Source organism: Bacillus toyonensis BCT-7112, assembly GCF_000496285.1.
GTDB classification, from domain to species: Bacteria; Bacillota; Bacilli; order Bacillales; family Bacillaceae_G; genus Bacillus_A; species Bacillus_A toyonensis.
Map to the genome: position 1 here is coordinate 3,250,694 of NC_022781.1, position 17,501 is coordinate 3,268,194.

Here is a 17,501-nt window from a genome sequence, read left to right on the forward strand (position 1 = left end):
TAAGTAAGCATAGTTCTTTGCTCCCTTTCTCCTCTGATTTTGAAGTTAGTATACTACATGTTTTTTTGAATGAAAAGAAAAATATAAAAACTTTTATAAAAATACGTTTTAGAGATTAAATATTTACCTATATTTTTCTTGTACTGGAAAATAAGTGAGAGATTGGCAGAAGAGTGTAGCATGGTATAATACATATAGAATTAGAAGGTGACAAGGGGCTATTGTAGATGATGAGTAAGTATGAGCAAATTTATATAGAAATCAGTAAGTCTATTGATAATAAGCACTTAAAAGAGGGATGCAAAATCCCATCAGAAACAGAATTAATGAAGCAGTATGAGGCAAGCCGAGGTACTGTAAGAAAAGCAGTAGATTTATTGCAAGAGCGTGGATATGTGCAAAAAATTCATGGAAAAGGTGTTTTTGTATTAAAGCGAAAAAATATTGAGTTTAACTTCGGTGGCATTGTAAGTTTTCAAGAAGAAAATGAGCGTCTAGGACGTCATTGTATTACAGAAGTCGTGGAAATGGAGAAAGAAGAAGCGACAAAAGAGGTTGCAAAATTATTAAACGTGAAAGAAAAAACAAAAATAGATCATATTAAACGTGTACGAAATATTGATGGAGAAAAAGTAATTTTAGATATAAATCATTTTGTATCTGAGTTTATTCCAGGATTAACGAGAGAAATTGCAATGGCATCAATTTATAAATACATTGAGAAAGAATTAGGGCTACATATTAGTTATTCGCAGAGGGTAATTGAAGTGCAGCCGTGTACAGATGATGACCGAAAGTATTTAGATTTAAATGGCACAGATTATGTTGTCGTTGTGAAAAACTTTACTCATTTATATGATGGGAGTCAGTTCGAATATACGGAATCACGTCACCGCTTAGATATTTTTCACTTTTCGGATGTGGCGCGAAGAAAGTAAAGAGGTGAAACGAAATAACGTTTCATCTTTTTTTTATAAAAAAAACATCAACTCATATATACGAGTGTTGACTAACTTATATATACGAGTTAATATGTAAGTGTAAACGGTATCAAAAAAAGAAAAGAGGGACGGGAATATGGGGAAAGACTATCGTAAAACAGCAGAGGAAGTGTTGCAGTACATTGGTGGGAAAGACAATATTGAACAAGCTGCGCACTGTGTAACGAGGCTCCGTATCGCTTTAAAAGATGAAAGTAAAATAGATAATGATAAATTACAGTCTGTTTCATTAGTAAAGGGAGCGTTTCATAATGCTGGGATATTTCAAATTGTAATTGGTCCAGGGGATGTAGATCGTGTTTACGCTGAATTGATAACGCTTGCAGGTATGAAGGAAGCGACAGTGGCTGACGTGAAAGATTCTGGAAATCAAAAGTTAAATCCAGCTCAAAAGTTTGTAAAAGTATTTTCAGATGTATTTATGCCGATATTACCAGCAATCGTAACAGCTGGTTTACTAATGGGGATTAACAATTTATTAGGGGCAAAGGACTTATTTTTTGATGGTAAAAATTTATTAGATGTTTATCCGAATTTAGGTGGGCTTTGGGATTTAATTAATATGATGGCCAATACAGCATTCGTATTCTTACCAGCACTTGTCGGTTGGTCAGCAACGAAGCGTTTTGGTGGTAGTCCAATACTAGGTATTGTTATGGGCTTAATGCTTGTGCATCCGGCCTTATTAAACGCCTGGGATTATGGAAAAGCAGCGTCTGGTTTAGAGGGTCAAAAGATTGAGTACTTCAATATTTTAGGATTGTTCCAAATTGAAAAGGTAGGATATCAAGGTCAAATTTTACCGGTGTTAGTAGCAGCATTTGTATTGAGTAAAGTAGAGATTTTCTTAAAGAAACATGTACCAAATGCAATTCAATTATTAGTTGTACCAATTACAACAATCGTTGTAACAGGTGTATTAGCATTAGGAATTATCGGTCCAGTTACACGTCATATCGGAGATTTATTAACAGCTGGATTAGTAGGCGTATATGAAACAGTACCAGTAGTTGGAGCAGTATTATTTGGAGCATTGTATGCACCACTTGTAATTACAGGTATGCATCATATGTTTATTGCTATTGATCTACAATTAATTGCACAACACGGCGGTACATTTATTTGGCCGATGATCGCTCTTTCTAACATTGCGCAAGGTAGTGCGGCACTTGCAATGTTCTGGATTTCTAAAAATCAAAATGATAAAAGTATGGCATCGACATCAGCAATTTCCGCGTACTTCGGTATTACAGAGCCAGCGATGTTTGGTGTGAATTTACGAAATAAGTTTCCGTTTTATGCAGCAATTATAGGATCTGCTGTGGCAGCGATATTCATTACATTAAATGGTGTATTAGCACCTGCTATCGGAATTGGCGGATTGCCAGCATTTATTTCGATCATTCCGAAATCGATTCCAATGTTTATTGTAGGAATGATTATCGCAGTTGTAATCCCATTTACGTTAACATGGTTATTTGCGAAAAGAGTTAAACAGAAGTAGGAGGAAGTTAAACATGAAGGATTGGCATAAAAGTGTAGTCTATCAAATTTATCCGAAGAGCTTTAATAGTTATTACAATAAAGAAACCGGTGATATAAAAGGGGTTACAGAGAAACTAGATTATTTAAAAAAACTCGGAGTGGATTATATTTGGTTAACACCGATATACCAATCACCACAAAATGATAATGGGTACGATGTAAGTGATTATTATAGCATTGATCCATCTTACGGAACGATGGAAGAGTTTGAAGAGCTTCTAGAAAAAGCGAAAGAACGTGACATTGAAATTATGCTTGATATCGTTGTAAACCATAGTTCGACGGAGCATAAGTGGTTTAAGGAAGCAAAAGAAGATAAAAATAGTCCATATCGCAATTATTACATTTGGCGTGATGAAAAAAATAATTGGCAGTCTAAGTTTGGAGGATCCGCTTGGAAGTACGATGAAAAGACTAAGCAATATTTTTTACATTTATTTGATGAGACACAAGCAGATTTAAATTGGGAAAATGAAAAGCTTCGTGAAGAAGTGTACGATATGATGCGCTTTTGGCTTGATAAAGGGGTAACAGGATTCCGCCTTGATGTTATTAACTTAATTTCAAAAGACCAACGTTTCTTAAGCGATGACGGAAGTACCGCGACAAGTGATGGACGTAAATATTATACGGATGGTCCGCGTGTTCATGAATATTTACAAGAGATGAATAGAAATGTATTTGAAGGGAAAGAGGTAATTACAGTTGGAGAAATGTCATCGACGACAATTGATAATTGTATTAAATACTCAAACCCTGAGCGCAATGAACTGAGTATGACGTTTAGTTTTCATCATTTGAAAGTAGATTATCCGAATGGTGATAAGTGGACGAAAGCTGATTTTGATTTTATTAAATTAAAAGAAATTATGTCTAACTGGCAAATTGAAATGCAAAAGGGCGGGGGATGGAATGCATTATTCTGGTGTAACCATGACCAGCCTCGCATCGTGTCACGCTTCGGGGATGATGGGAAGTACCGAAATGAATCTGCGAAAATGTTAGCGACAGCTATGCACATGCTGCAAGGAACACCTTATATTTATCAAGGGGAAGAAATCGGTATGACGAATCCTAAATTCGAGTCCATCGAGCAATATCGTGATGTGGAATCGTTAAATATATATGATATAAAGCAGGAAGAAGGCTTATTAAAAGAAGAGATTATAGGGATTTTAAAACAAAAATCTCGTGACAATTCTCGTACTCCGATGCGGTGGAATGAAGAGGTGAATAGTGGTTTTACAACAAGTACCCCTTGGATTTCAGTAGCTGAAACCTTTAAAGAAATAAACGTAGAGAAAGCATTACAAGATGAGGAGTCTGTATTTTATCATTATAAAAAGTTAATTGAACTTAGAAAAACTTACGATGTTATTACAGAAGGAGAATATGCTATTTTAGATGAAAATCACCCTAAGATTTGGGCATATACACGTACTGTAAATAATGAAGTATTACTTATTATTAATAACTTCTATGGAGAAGAAATAACGTATTCTGTACCAGCCCATGTTCAATTAGATGGAATGAAACAAGAAGTACTACTGTCGAATTATAAAGATTCCAGCAAGGATATTACAAAACTTAACTTAAGACCATATGAATCAATTATATATCGATATACGAAATAAAAGGTTGTATGCCCACGCGGCATACAACCTTTTATTTTAAGACACCACTATACAAAATATTTACGTCTACTTCTGGTTTGAATTTTACTTTTGCATAATCTTTATTCCAATTTTTTTTCTTCCATAAGTCAGGATGATATGCAATAAGATGTCTTCCAATACCGAAAGCATCACAATTTGCTTTTTGTAGTTTGTTTGTTATTTTTTTCGCTTCTTTCGTAAGTTGTTTCGATAAGTCTTTATTTAGTTTTTTTCGTTCTCCCATTTTATAAATATTATCTCTTGGGGCTTCAAGTGCTATTACTTTTAGTTGGAGCTTAATGTGAGCATAAACATTTCCTTTTTTATCTGTTGTTATTTTTAAGTCTCGTTTTAACTTTCGATTGCTAATTTCCATTGTTAAATAATCAGATGTTTTCTCTGATTCATCGCTAGTAAGTTTTTGGGTTATACGGGCACTTGTTCCCATTTTTCCGGTTAATAATACGAATAAAACAGATTGTTTCAAAGGTAAATGCCCAGTTAATTTATCATTGTTAAATAAAGCTAACCCGTTTGTAATTACTTCTTTTCCTTTTATTTTTATAGAAGGGAGGGTAAAGTCTTTACCGGGATCTAACATTTTTGTAGCAGCTGTTTCTAAAGTTTCTTTTGGAAATACACTCATATCTTCTAAGCTTTTCACTTTTTTCTTTAGAAAATCTCCAATTAGTAAATTTCCTACTTTCTTTTTTTCTAGTATCTCGGATGTTTCACCCTCTACTGCAATAAGTTTTACTAAAGCAGTTGGGTTTGTTGGGTCCCGAAAGCTGACATCTAAATAGGGTAGTATACCCTTTTTTAGAATTTTGGTTCCTAGCGATTGAACACCATATTTGAAGTAGCGAATATTACCAGTCACATTTTTTTTTAGGGCATCGCTTGTATCCCGTATGTTATACCCGTTTGCTGAATGTATTTCATTCTCGAATGAAGATTGCTCTCCGCTTGAACTTTTTACGAGTTCAAGCGTTTGCTGTAGTTTATTCTCTTCCGTAATATCATATCCAATACTATAAGCTAATCTCGCTTCTCTTAATGGTTCTTGATCCCAACAGCCAGAAAGGAATGAACTAGTACATAATATAAAAAATAATTTAACTCTTTTTTTGAACATACTGTTCTCCTTTCTTCTTTCTTATTACTGAATAAAGTAGAAATAAAAGAGGGAGGACAACGATGAAAATATAGGTGAACTTATCAGTGAAAGTTGCAATTACTTTTAATTCTTCAGGTGTATCTATGAATAAGGCTACACTAAATGCAATAACTCCAACGATTGGAACAGCTTGTTTATGATTAGCAAGATTGAATATATGTCCAATTCCGATAGAAGCGGCGCAATAATAACTAGCAATAGAAGCTACAACTGTTATCATCCAAATTGGTATGAATAGTAAATCAGTTCGGTCTATAATCCCGATATGTAAAGAGCGCAATAAGTAAGCAACTGGTTCTGGAATAAGCTCAACTTGCTTTGGACTAAATACGATAAAGCAAATCCAAACAGTAAAAGTATAAAAGAGAGTCACAAATCCATTAGCGATAGAAATTGCCTTTAGTTTTGCCACAGCAGTCCCATTTACTTTTGGGAAAGCGATAAGAATAATTTCAAAACCATACATAGCTGTAATTGTTTCCTTTGATGCTTGAATAATATTCCACCATCCAGCTTCTGTAATGGGAAAAATATAAGAAAAGTCAGCCCGTGAGAGCCCAAGTCCAATTAACAGTGCCATTGGGAAAATAAGAATAGAGGCCATGACATAAAACCGTACGATGACTTTAAATGTGTTATAGGCTATATAGCAACAAGCTATTGTAAATAGTATGAGAATGGCAGACCAAGGAGTTGCTTGTAATATCCATACTTTAATGACATTACAAGCACTTAACATAACCGTCATACCGATAAGGGTAAAATAAAAAACATAAGCAAAACCTAATAGTTTTCCAAATTTATTACCAAATAGCATACAAACACTTTCATACATATCAGCATCAGGAAATCGTTTTAAGAAAAGCCACATAAGTAAAATAATGAGTTGAATCGCAAAACCAGCGATGAGAACAGAAATCCAGCCACCGCCTTTCGCTATCGGGTGAAGACGATTTGGTAGAGAAAGGATACCAACCCCGATTTGGCATTGAATAACGAAAAAAGTAAATTGAACAAGTGAAATTTTACTTTGCGTGTTTGTCACCGTTCTCATCCTCTCTCGTTACATGTTGTCGTTGCATTTTTTTCGGCTTTGGATCATGAGGTCGTTCCCAAAACGACCAAATTGGGAGTCTTACAAAAGAATCTTTCATATCCTTTAGCCGCATTGGTGCAAGGGGAGAAAGGTAAGGTGTATGAAAAGAATGGAGCTGACATAGGTGAACGAAAGTTATAATTAGACCGAATGATATTCCTATATATTCGAATATAGCAGCAAGAATCATTAATGGAAAACGAAGAATTCGAACTGCTGAACTCATATCGTTTGATGGAACGAGAAAAGATGAGATTGCAGTTAAAGCTACAACGATGATCATCGTATAAGAAACAAGTCCGGCTTTTACAATCGCATCACCAATTACTAAACCGCCTACAATACCGATTGTTTGTCCAACGCGGCTCGGCAGACGAATACCAGCTTCCCGTAATAACTCGAAAATTAACTCCATTAAGAGAGCCTCAAAAATGGGGGGAAGTGGTACTTTTTCTAATGAAGCTTTAATTGTATAAACGAGTTCAAGTGGCAACACATCAGGATGAAAAGCAACTGTTGCGATATATATAGCTGGTAAGAGAAAGGCTATTAAAAAACTCACTAAGCGAATCATTCGGACGAATGAACCGACAATCCAGCGATTATTATAATCATCAGGTGATTGATAGAAAGCGAATAACGTAACAGGTACGATGAGCGCTGTTGGATCTCCGTCAGATAAAATAGCAACTCGTCCTTCCATTAAATTAGCGGCGGTTCTATCTGGGCGTTCTGTATTTAATTGCTGCGGGAAGGGTGAGAAAGATGTATCTTCTATAAATTCCTGTATGTAGCCTGGTGGCATGAGTGCGTCTGTCTTAATCATTTCCAATCTTCTTTTTACTTCTGCAACGAGATCGTCATTAGCTATATTTTGAATATAAGCAATTGCCACTTTCGTGTGCATTTCTTCACCAAGTGTGAAATATTTAACGACGACATTTGGACTTTTTATGAGTTTACGAATAGAAGCTAAATTGGTTGCTAAATCTTCTACAAACCCGGTATGTGGTCCACGTACTATCCGGCTCTGTTATATCTCTTTTTAAAGATAGAGCTGTTTCGAAAATACAAAAACTATCAACATGTTCATGAAAATATAATGACTTTCCTTGTAATAAAAGCTGCACCCCATAATTTAAATTCGTTTCTTTTTTCATATTTAATGTGGAAAAAGCTTTATCTAAAGCCAAATCCGATCGTGTTAATAAAGGCTCGAGAGCTAATTGATGAATTAAATTTGGATCTGCTAAAGATTCGAGATATATAATGGTTCCTTTTCCGTTTTGAAAAGGGATATCTAATTTTTTTATATCATCTGAATGACAGAGTTTATTTTCAATGTAATTAATATTTTCCGGAAGCGATGGAAACATATGCTTTTGATTTTCACTCTTTTGTTGTTCTTTTTGCTCTGTCATAATTTCCACCTCTTTTAGAATAAAGTCGCTTCTGTTAATTTTTGCTTTTTGTGAGAAATTTATGCTTGTATTATTTGAAAATAAGTAGCTTGAAAGTTACGTTACGTCATCTTTTAAAATAAAGAAAATGAGAAGTAGGGGATGGAAAGAAAGTATATATTAGATTAGCGGTGTTGATATAAATCTTTTGTACTATAGAGGATAAGCCTAGCGGTATAAATAATTACATCATTCGATGAATAGGAAATTTATGAAAGGCAATTTATACTATTAGTATTGTGTCTTGCCTTTTTAGGTGCAGTACACAGCCGGTGATTGGCTAGTGGAGGTTCTTCCATTTTGCCAGTGCCGGTTTTTTATTGGATAATAGAGAAAATAAAGTTCTATAAAGAAAGAAGGGGTTGTTTTGAAAGCTGTAAATTCTATCTTTATGAGAGAAAAGATTGCTAGTTCTTATCTTTATTTTATTTCTTTTCTTGGTTTGGTTACTATAACTATATCTTTACTTGAAATTAAAATCCCTTCTCATCCAACAATACTAATATTGTTATTAATATTTATGGGGATTGCAGAGTATTTTCCTGTACGATTTTGGAGAGGGACTAGCTCGCTTACCTTTCCGATAATTTACGCTATGAGTTGGCAGTTTGGAATCCATATAACTATTATTTCTATTGTACTCGTTACGCTAATTATTCACCTGCACCGCCGTTCACCGATACAAAGAATGTTATTTAATAGTACTCAGCATGCACTTAGTTTAATCTTGGCCGAATGGTTTTCAAACAAATGTATGTCCTTATTAATTAACAAAATAGATATATCAGTTCTGTATGGAAATTTAATATCTTTGTTATTATTTTGCGTGTTTTTTGTTTTTTCAACAATCGTTTTTACGATTTGTTAATGATACTCCTTCCGCAGCCATATTCAATCTATCAGTGGTATAAAAAAACTGTAACGGTATTTCTTTGCGAAACTTTTGGTTTCTCTTATGCGGCACTGATGCACGTATTAATTAGTACATATAGTGTGGAAGTAAACGAGATTACAGTACTGTTTTTCTTTTTTCCACTTGTAGCAACTTCCGTTATTAGTTCTTTTTCTGTACGGATAAGGATGGAGAAGGAACGATTATATGAGTTATTTCTTATTACGACCGAAATTAGTCGAGGATTAACCGGAGGAAACTTGAAACATATTAAACAAGCACTTAAAGGTTTTTTTGGTATACAAGCATATGTAATATGGACAAAAGATGATGGGAACTGGAATATTCTATTAAAAGATGGGAAAGTCCGCCTAGATTTATCTGATGATTCAGAAAAGTATGGGGCGTTTGAGGAACTTTCTAAAAATCTTGTATTTAATGATTGGAAAATTGGTACGGCTCCTGGAGATGAAATATTTGATAATGTTATACGCTCACTTGTATATTTTCCTCTTATAGTAAATGATGAATTAGTCGGAATGTTTGTTGCAGGGAAAAGTAGAAATGCGGGTTTCTTTCCGGAAGATGTACAGTCGTTAGCTACATTTTCTAACCAATTAGCTAACGTTGTTAAAACAAGGATATTGATTTCTGAACAGGAAAAAAGAATGATCTTAGAAGAAAGAAATAGAATCGCCCGTGAAATTCACGATGGTATTGCGCAAACATTAGCCGGGGTGATATTCCAACTAGAATCCGCGCAGAAAAAATACCGTGATAAACCAAAAGATATGCAGCAAATAGTAGAGAAAAGTATAAAAGATTTAAGAGGAAGCTTAGGAGACGTTCGCTATTCTATTTATGCTTTAAAACCATATCCGACACAACAATTAGGGCTAAAGCAGGCGATAGCAAGTAAAATAAAATCTTTAAAACAAGAATATGAACTAGATATTACATATCATGAAAGAGGTCATGCACGTGCGCTTAGCTTTTCAAAAGAAAGGGTTATTTTTGATACATTACAAGAGAGTTTGCAAAACATTGTAAAACATGCACAAGCAGACAAGACTGATGTTTTACTTAGCTATCAAAGTGAGCACGTGCTTTTAAGGGTTAAGGATAATGGGATTGGCTTTTCACTATTTGAGTCTATGGTTAAAACGAAGAATGAGCCACATTATGGTATATTACATATGAATGAACAAGCTGAACAATTAGGGGCTACTTTACAGATTGATAGTTCTGTAGGGAAAGGGACAAAAATTACACTATTAATTCCAGATTCACAAACAAGGGGTGCGTAAAATGATTAAAATATTAGTAGTGGATGATCATGCTTTTTTACGAGACGCAATTCGGAACATACTAGAGGATGAATCTGATATGAAAGTGGTTGGAGAAGCTAGCTCTGGGGACGGAGTATTGGGAAAAGTAGAAGAATGCAGACCAGATTGTATTTTGATGGATATTAATCTTCCGGGGAAAAATGGGATTGAAGCTACAGATTTGGTGAAAAAAAATTATCCGAATTGCCGAGTACTTGTGTTTACAATGTATGAGCATGATGAATATTTAATGGATGCACTCCAGGCTGGTGCTGATGGTTATTTATTGAAAGATTCATCATCGGAGCAGGTAGTAGCAGCAATCCGGATGTTATATCGAGGGGATTCAGTTATTCATCCGCGTATGACTAAAAAATTAATTACATATCATCAGCAAAAAATGAAATTAGAATCAAATGAAAATGAACTGACGGAACGTGAAAAGGAAATTCTTTTTGAATTAGTAAAGGGACTTAGTAATAAAGAAATCGCTGAAGCTCTATATATTAGTGATAAAACAGTTAAAATTCACATCAATAAAATTTTTAAAAAACTAAATGTGAAAAGTCGATCGCAAGCGGTGATTTATGCTGTTCGAAATCAATTGGTTCCGTTGGATTAAATAGGAAATGTTTAAAAGAACTATCATGTTTATTTATTCTTTATTACAAAGTATAAAGAGCAAGATAGTTCTTTTGTACTATGTAGGTATAGAATCCTTAGAGAAAAGATACTCCTTTTGTTCAATTTTCAGAATAATCAAAATGTGAAATAATAAAAATAGAATTACATTTTAATCGTGTTAATAATTCATTTCGTGAAAATCCTTTGTTGGAAATAAATGATGGAGGGCTCTTATAGAAAGAGAAAAGTGAGTAATTAGCTATATGAGGTATGGGGATGGTAGTAGTGATGGAAATCTTTCATGATACACAAGATTAAGATTAATAGAGTTTCCAATGCTAAATAGGAAGTTAAGAATCAATTTGTTTCAAAAAATAATATTAATAATGGGGAGATGCAATATGAAACGAGGGAAATTTGGAAAGATTCTTATTGGAACGTTAACAGCTGGAATGTTATTGTCTCAAGGAATTCCATATAACGTCTTAGCTGAAGAGGTAAATACATCTACTTTAACTGGAATTGATGATGCAAATGCTATCTTGAAAGGTCTTACAAAGGAACAACGTAATGCCTTAAAAACGTTAGATACAAAACCAGGTTTTGTTATTTCGCCAGGTATCAATACAGCAAGTCCTAATAATGTGAATGTGATTATAGAGTTTAAGCAAGCACCTAGCAAAATTGAGGTATTAAAACAAGCGGCTAAAGGGAAAAAGGTAGCTCTTTCAAATGCGGAACAAAAGGTAGAGGCATCACATAAAGGGTTTAAAGCAGAGCTTGAACAGCTTCAAAAGAATAAAGAGAAAGGGACAAATTTAAAATCTGCAAAAATAACAAGAGAATATAAGAATGCTTTTAATGGTGTAGCGATTTCGTTACCTGCGAACATGATTGAAGACTTAGTTCGTACCGGTATCGTTAAGCGTGTATGGGAAGATCATGAGGTTAAAATTGATTTGCCGAAAGAAACAGCTAAGACTGCTGTTGAACCAAAAATGGCAGATAGTGTACCGCAAATTGGTGTAGACAAGCTGCATGATGAAAAAATAACAGGTAAAGGAATTAAGGTAGGTGTACTGGACACAGGTATTGATTACAATCACCCGGATTTGAAAGATGCATATAAAGGATATCGTGCAAAGCAAGGTGAAGATCCAAGCAAAATAGATCCGAACTCAATAAAAGGATGGGACTTTGTTAATAATGATGCTGATCCAATGGAGACAACGTATAAGGATTGGCAAAATTCTGGAGGATATCCTGAGATTTATGAGGGGAGTGCATATTATACATCCCATGGTACGCATGTAGCTGGGACAATCGCTGCAGACAAAAAGAATAATGTTGATTACGCGGTTACGGGAGTTGCTCCAGATGTAGATTTATATTCATATCGCGTATTAGGTCCATATGGAAGTGGACAAACAAGCGGTATTCTTGCTGCGATTGATAAAGCAGTAAAAGACGATATGGATGTTATCAATTTATCACTAGGTGCGTCTATTAATGATCCTTTATATCCTACTTCTGTGGCAGTAAACAATGCGATGTTAGCTGGTGTTGTTACAGTAGTAGCGGCAGGTAATAGTGGTCCGGAAGAAGGTACCATTGGATCACCTAGTGCAGCGGCACTTCCAATTACAGTTGGAGCCAGTGACGCTGCAATGAAGATCCCAACGTTTTCCGTCGATGCAGGTGATTTACATGTGGATAAGATGATGCTACTTGGAAAAAGCTTTACTGATAAGATTGAAGATTTGAAAGGTCAATCCGTATCAGTTGTATATGCAGGGCTCGGGAAATCAGATGATTTTACAGGAAAAGATGTAAAAGGAAAATTAGCTCTTATCCAACGCGGTGAGATTACATTTGATGAGAAAATTAAGCATGCTAAGGAAGCAGGCGCAAAGGCGGTAATCGTATATAACAATGTAGATGGTGAAATTACAAGTTATCTTGGGGAAAGTACTTCATCTATTCCAACGTTCCGCCTAACAAAAGTAGATGGTGAGAAATTACAAGCAAAAGCTGTACAAGGAGATGTGTTGTTAGCGTTTGGGGAACTAAGTAATATAAAAACAGAGGGAGATCACTTAGCTGATTTCAGCTCCCGTGGTCCTGCAACTAAGACAGATGATATTAAGCCAGATATTGTAGCACCAGGTGTGTCTATTTTCTCAACTGTTCCTGAATATATTAATGATCCAAAAGATGGAGAAAATTATCCGGTAGCGTATGGACGTATGTCAGGTACCTCTATGGCAACTCCTCATACTGCAGGGGTAGCGGCACTCATTTTACAAGAACATCCAAACTATAGTCCATTTGAAGTAAAAGAAGCACTCATGAATACCGCAGTTGACTTAAAAGAAGAGCGTTCTGTATTTGAGGTGGGCTCAGGGCGAATTGATGCATATCGTGCAGTTCATGCAGATACATCTATCGAGGTTGTTGATAAAACATCAAACGTTGTAGGTGATGAAGAAGTAGAAATTGAAGAAAAAACAGGTTCTATTGCATTTGGGTATAAAAATCAAATTGAAAATGGGCCTATTAAAGATAGTCGAAAAGTTTTAATTAAGAACAGCAGTAAAACAGATGGGAAAGAGTTTAAATTAGAGGTGGAATTTTCACCTACAAGTGTAGGTGTGCAAGATGCAGCGAAGAATGGTGTGAAGCTAAACGTACCAGATTCTATTAAAGTAGCTCCTGGTGCATCAGAGGAAATTAGTCCTGAAATTATCATTCCAGAAAACGCTGAGTTTGGTAGATATGAGGGCTATATTCATATTTCAAATAAAAACAATGAAAAAGAAGTATATCAAGTACCATTTGCAGTTAAATTCACAGAAAAAGAGATTGCGTCTGTAGATTTACTGAGAGATACAATGGCAACAGATGCTTCTAAATTCCATCCATTTATGGAAAGACCAAGTTCGCCGTTGACATTTAAATTAAATAGTCCTCTTGAAACCATTGATGCAGTTGTGAAGGACCGAAAGACAGGGAAGGCATTAGGAGTCGTTGGTACACTTAATGCAAGTAGTCTAACACCGAATGTTGAATATATGATGTTTTCTGGTATGGGAGGGTATGTACTTCCATTCACAGGAGATCCAGCTCATCCAATTGCGGATAAACCTGTTATGTTGCCTGATGGAGATTACGAATTGAACTTCGTTGGATATGATAAAGAAGGAAAATCTTATACAAAAGGCGATAGCATTATCATTGATAATGTAATACCTGAAATGAAATTTAAGGATGTACAACCTGGTATACACGAAGTCAATGATTCTATGTTTAAAGAAGAAGACGGCCAGCGTGCATTATGGGTGCATGGTAATATTTATGATTCTACAGTAGATGCATTAAAGGCAAAAGGCTTGCAGTATGATCAAAAAGCGAACCAAATTGTATATTATCAAAACTCAGCCTTTCCATCAGGTTGGCTGAATACAATTCAAGCAAATGGTGATTTTAAATTTGGAGTACTTCCAGAGGAAATAAACGAGCCGTTAAATCTAAAATTATTTGGATATGATCTTGCAACTGCAGGGAATATGGCAACTGGATATAAAGATTACGTCTTTGTAAAGGAAGGGACAGAATACGCTGTTCCAAGTTATGACAAAGATAAAATCAAATTAGGAGAGAAAATTACGTTAACTTTGAATCTTAATAATGTAAAACAGCTTATGTCAGGTACATTTGAAATTCCTTATTACAAGCAGCTATTTAAATTTACAGATGTGAAACCAAATCCAGCACTTACGGAATATGTAAAACAACATGGACTGAACCTTAAATTAGAAGATCCGAAGATAAGTGAAGAAGGAGCTTGGGAAAACAAGGTGAAAGTTGGCGCATCATTGGAAGGAAAAGAATTTAAAGGATTAGATGGAGATACACCATTTTTAGATGTTACATTCGAGATGGCGAACGATGAATACTTTAATGATTTAACTGCATTTGGAGTAGATAAGTTCTCTTATACAAAAGCTGGTGCATCTGAAGGCATTGAGATTCCTGCGTTTAAAGATAAATCTTTTGCTATTGTTTCGAAACATTCAACGGTTACAGGATATATTGGCCCTGAAGCTTTCTTGAATGAAGAGGGGTATTTAGGTAAGAAAGACTATACAAAACTAGGAGCAAAAGTGTACGCAGTTGGCAAGGATGGAAAGAAATATACAGGAACGATTGGTGATAACGGGCAATTTGAAATTCATAGTGTCCCAGTAAGCGATAAAGAATATGATATTTTCGTAGAAATGCCAGGTCATTTAAATAGTAAATTAACAACAAAAATAGGGAAAATGCAGGATGGAGAATTAGTGGGACAAAACTTTAGAGCTGACATGGATGATAACCTTGCAGGTGATGTAAACGGCGATAAAATGGTAGATATTCAAGATGCTAGAATAGCAGCTTTATCGTATGGAAAAGGAAAAGTATCTGTAAAAGATGGAGATATAAATCAAGATGGTGTTGTAGATGAAACAGATATTCGTTTTATTGAGAAAAACTTCTTGAAAAAGGGTCCAGATGCTAAAGAAAATCAGAAACCGAAAGAAAATGTAGGGCCAGTGACGTTAGAGAAAATCTTACGCTCGATTGGTTTAGAGCCAAAAAAATAAGGGGATACACTTCTAAGGGAAACTAAACGATAAAGCAATGAACACAGAAAAAATGGTTTTTGCTAACAACGAACCGGTAATGATTTACTGTAACATTACCGGTTATTTAAAAAATAGCTTTTTGAGTACATGAAGAAGATAGTTTAAAGCTAGTTTGCTTTCGTTATGGGGCAAGGTAGTTGCTTAATTAATATTGTTTGTGGGATGAAAATAAGGTTGTTGTTTGAACTTTAAAATAGGGGGGCTTGTGAAATGAGTATTAAGAAAAAACTTGGTATGGGTGTTGTAACTGCAGCGCTTGGTCTATCTTTAATTGGTGGGGGAACATATGCGTATTTTAGTGATAAAGAAGTATCACAAAACGCGTTTGCAGCGGGTACTTTAGATTTGAGTGTTAATCCTGAAGTTGTTATTAATGTCGACAATATTAAACCGGGTGATGAAATGGAGCGCGGTTTTCAATTAGTTAACAAAGGAACCTTAGCGATAGGAGACGTGAAACTTCTTACAGATTATAGTGTTATTGATGCTAAAGGAGATAATGGAAATGCTGATTTTGGTGATCATATCCGTGTTGATTTCTTATGGAATTTGGATAAAAATGAGGTTCCAATTTGGTCTACTACATTATCTGAGTTAAAGGTAGCTACGCAAAATGGAAGTATTCCTGATCTTGTACAAAAAGGTGTTGTAGACCGGGAAGGAAATGGACTTGCTCCTGGTGATGATGATACTTTCTATGTAATGTTTACATTTGTAGATAATGATGAAGAACAAAATGTATTTCAAGGAGATTCATTGAAATTAAATTGGACCTTCAATTCAATGCAGACAAACGGTGAAGAGAAATAAAGGTAAATGTTATATATAAGAATGAATTGAGAAATAGTATTTTTAATAGTGTAAAGGTTGATTTAGTGAATCAACCTTTTTTGTTTTTAGATTTTTTTATGTGTAGGGGTCGCATTTTTATAGTAGTCATAACAGAGCTTTTCACATTCATAGCAGTACTTCTAACATTTATGTCGAATTAAGAAGATATATAGGAGGGATACATATGGAAATAGCTGTAGAACGAGTTTTTACAAAGGAGATTTTAACAAGAGCTGCAAGTTTGTTTCATGTAACGGTGGAAGAAAAGCCACTTGGAGATTTTGAAAATTACATTTTTAAGGCGAAGGGTGATAGTGATGAAGATTACGTATTACGTTTAACGCATTCTTCCCATCGTTCTAAAAAAGAGGTAGAGGCTGAACTAGATTTTTTACGATATGTTGCGGAGAACGGTGCAAAGGTAGCGGGACCTCTTTACTCAACATCTCAAAATCTTGTAGAAGAAATTGTAGTAGAGGATGGAACTTTCTTTTTTGCTTCCTTATTTACATACGCAAAAGGTGAGCAAGTAAAAGGAGAAGGATCGCCATATTGGGGAAATGCTTACTTTGAAGCGTGGGGAAAAGCGATTGGACAATTGCACCGCCTTACAATGAATTACCCTAAAACTGACTACCGTGATACGTGGGAAGAGGATGAAAGTAGTATTGTTAATGAATTAGAAGATGAGAACGTGAAAGAAATTGCAGCTGTATTAATGGAGGAAATAAATGCTCTTCCAATTGAAAGAGAAACATTCGGCCTTATGCATGGTGATATTCATCCAGGCAATTTTCACTATGATGGAAAAGAGTTAACAATCTTTGATTTTGATGATGCGGCCTATAATTACTTCATTCATGATTTGGCAATGGTTCTTTATTACTCTGTTCTTTTTACACCGTGGACAGTGGAAGAAAAGACGACATTCGCTCGTAAACAGTTACAAGTGTTAAGAAAAGGGTACGAATATGAGCACAGGCTGGCGGATAGTTGGTATGAATCGTTACCTTTATTTTTACGTTTACGTGATATAGGTTTGTATGGCACGCTCCAAAAGAAATTTAAAGGGAAAGATATGCCAGATCATTTCAGAGAATTAGCTGAACAACTCTATGAAAGAATTATAAAAAGAGAAGCGATTGTGAATATATAATACATTCATATTAAAACAAAGTATATAAAATAAATATATACTTTGTTTTTT

9 protein-coding genes and 2 pseudogenes are annotated in these 17,501 nt (G+C 35.0%); 8 read left to right on the plus strand and 3 right to left on the minus strand.

All coding sequences use genetic code 11. The annotated features are described in order from the left end of the window. Positions 1–227: 227 nt before the first annotated feature. The 3 genes from treR to treC all read left to right on the plus strand — a co-directional run bounded on the left by treR (position 228) and on the right by treC (position 4,180). Positions 228–938 carry a trehalose operon repressor gene (gene treR / locus BTOYO_RS16615; RefSeq protein WP_000987223.1) on the plus strand — a complete coding sequence of 237 codons (711 nt, stop codon included), beginning with the start codon at positions 228–230 and terminating at the stop codon, positions 936–938. A 139-nt stretch (positions 939–1,077) separates the two neighbouring features. Next, entirely contained in the window at positions 1,078–2,505 is a 1,428-nt protein-coding gene (gene treP, locus BTOYO_RS16620) for a PTS system trehalose-specific EIIBC component (protein WP_000513927.1), read from the plus strand. Between the two features lie 13 nt (positions 2,506–2,518). Beyond that, positions 2,519–4,180, plus strand: coding sequence for an alpha,alpha-phosphotrehalase (treC, locus tag BTOYO_RS16625; RefSeq protein ID WP_023441142.1), 1,662 nt, complete (start codon positions 2,519–2,521; stop codon positions 4,178–4,180). Positions 4,181–4,211: 31 nt separating this feature from the next. On the opposite strand, the gene gerKC is transcribed toward treC, so the two are convergent. From gerKC to gerKA, 3 genes and pseudogenes are all read right to left on the minus strand, one after another. After that, positions 4,212–5,336, minus strand: coding sequence for a spore germination protein GerKC (gerKC, locus tag BTOYO_RS16630; RefSeq protein ID WP_000474023.1), 1,125 nt, complete (start codon positions 5,334–5,336; stop codon positions 4,212–4,214). Further along, entirely contained in the window at positions 5,317–6,423 is a 1,107-nt protein-coding gene (locus BTOYO_RS16635; RefSeq protein WP_000185800.1) for a GerAB/ArcD/ProY family transporter, read from the minus strand. Before BTOYO_RS16635 ends, gerKC begins: the two co-directional genes overlap by 20 nt. Beyond that, a pseudogene (gene gerKA / locus BTOYO_RS16640) lies at positions 6,404–7,895 on the minus strand (spore germination protein GerKA). Before gerKA ends, BTOYO_RS16635 begins: the two are co-directional and overlap by 20 nt. 406 nt (positions 7,896–8,301) lie before the next feature. Between gerKA and BTOYO_RS16650 the strand changes: the two are divergent. The 5 genes and pseudogenes from BTOYO_RS16650 to BTOYO_RS16670 all read left to right on the plus strand — a co-directional run bounded on the left by BTOYO_RS16650 (position 8,302) and on the right by BTOYO_RS16670 (position 17,450). Continuing rightward, positions 8,302–10,133 (plus strand): annotated as a pseudogene (locus tag BTOYO_RS16650) (GAF domain-containing sensor histidine kinase). A 1-nt stretch (position 10,134) separates the two neighbouring features. Further along, entirely contained in the window at positions 10,135–10,776 is a 642-nt protein-coding gene (locus BTOYO_RS16655; RefSeq protein ID WP_000590660.1) for a response regulator, read from the plus strand. A gap of 403 nt (positions 10,777–11,179) precedes the next feature. Further along, the gene (locus BTOYO_RS16660) at positions 11,180–15,421 is read left to right on the plus strand and encodes a S8 family serine peptidase (RefSeq protein ID WP_000820220.1); all 4,242 of its coding nucleotides are present in this window, start codon (positions 11,180–11,182) and stop codon (positions 15,419–15,421) included. 252 nt (positions 15,422–15,673) lie between these two features. Continuing rightward, positions 15,674–16,273, plus strand: coding sequence for a TasA family protein (locus BTOYO_RS16665; RefSeq protein ID WP_000023361.1), 600 nt, complete (start codon positions 15,674–15,676; stop codon positions 16,271–16,273). A 205-nt stretch (positions 16,274–16,478) separates the two neighbouring features. Next, positions 16,479–17,450 (plus strand): phosphotransferase enzyme family protein, encoded by a 972-nt coding sequence (locus BTOYO_RS16670; RefSeq protein ID WP_000401664.1) that lies wholly within the window; start codon positions 16,479–16,481, stop codon positions 17,448–17,450. Positions 17,451–17,501: the final 51 nt, after the last annotated feature.

Bases quoted from the DNA above. Each gene is read 5' to 3' on its own strand.
- treR (WP_000987223.1), top strand. From the start codon at position 228: ATGATGAGTAAGTATGAGCAAATTTATATAGAAATCAGTAAGTCTATT.
- treP (WP_000513927.1), top strand. From the start codon at position 1,078: ATGGGGAAAGACTATCGTAAAACAGCAGAGGAAGTGTTGCAGTACATT.
- treC (WP_023441142.1), top strand. From the start codon at position 2,519: ATGAAGGATTGGCATAAAAGTGTAGTCTATCAAATTTATCCGAAGAGC.
- gerKC (WP_000474023.1), bottom strand. From the start codon at position 5,336: ATGTTCAAAAAAAGAGTTAAATTATTTTTTATATTATGTACTAGTTCA.
- BTOYO_RS16655 (WP_000590660.1), top strand. From the start codon at position 10,135: ATGATTAAAATATTAGTAGTGGATGATCATGCTTTTTTACGAGACGCA.
- BTOYO_RS16660 (WP_000820220.1), top strand. From the start codon at position 11,180: ATGAAACGAGGGAAATTTGGAAAGATTCTTATTGGAACGTTAACAGCT.
- BTOYO_RS16665 (WP_000023361.1), top strand. From the start codon at position 15,674: ATGAGTATTAAGAAAAAACTTGGTATGGGTGTTGTAACTGCAGCGCTT.
- BTOYO_RS16670 (WP_000401664.1), top strand. From the start codon at position 16,479: ATGGAAATAGCTGTAGAACGAGTTTTTACAAAGGAGATTTTAACAAGA.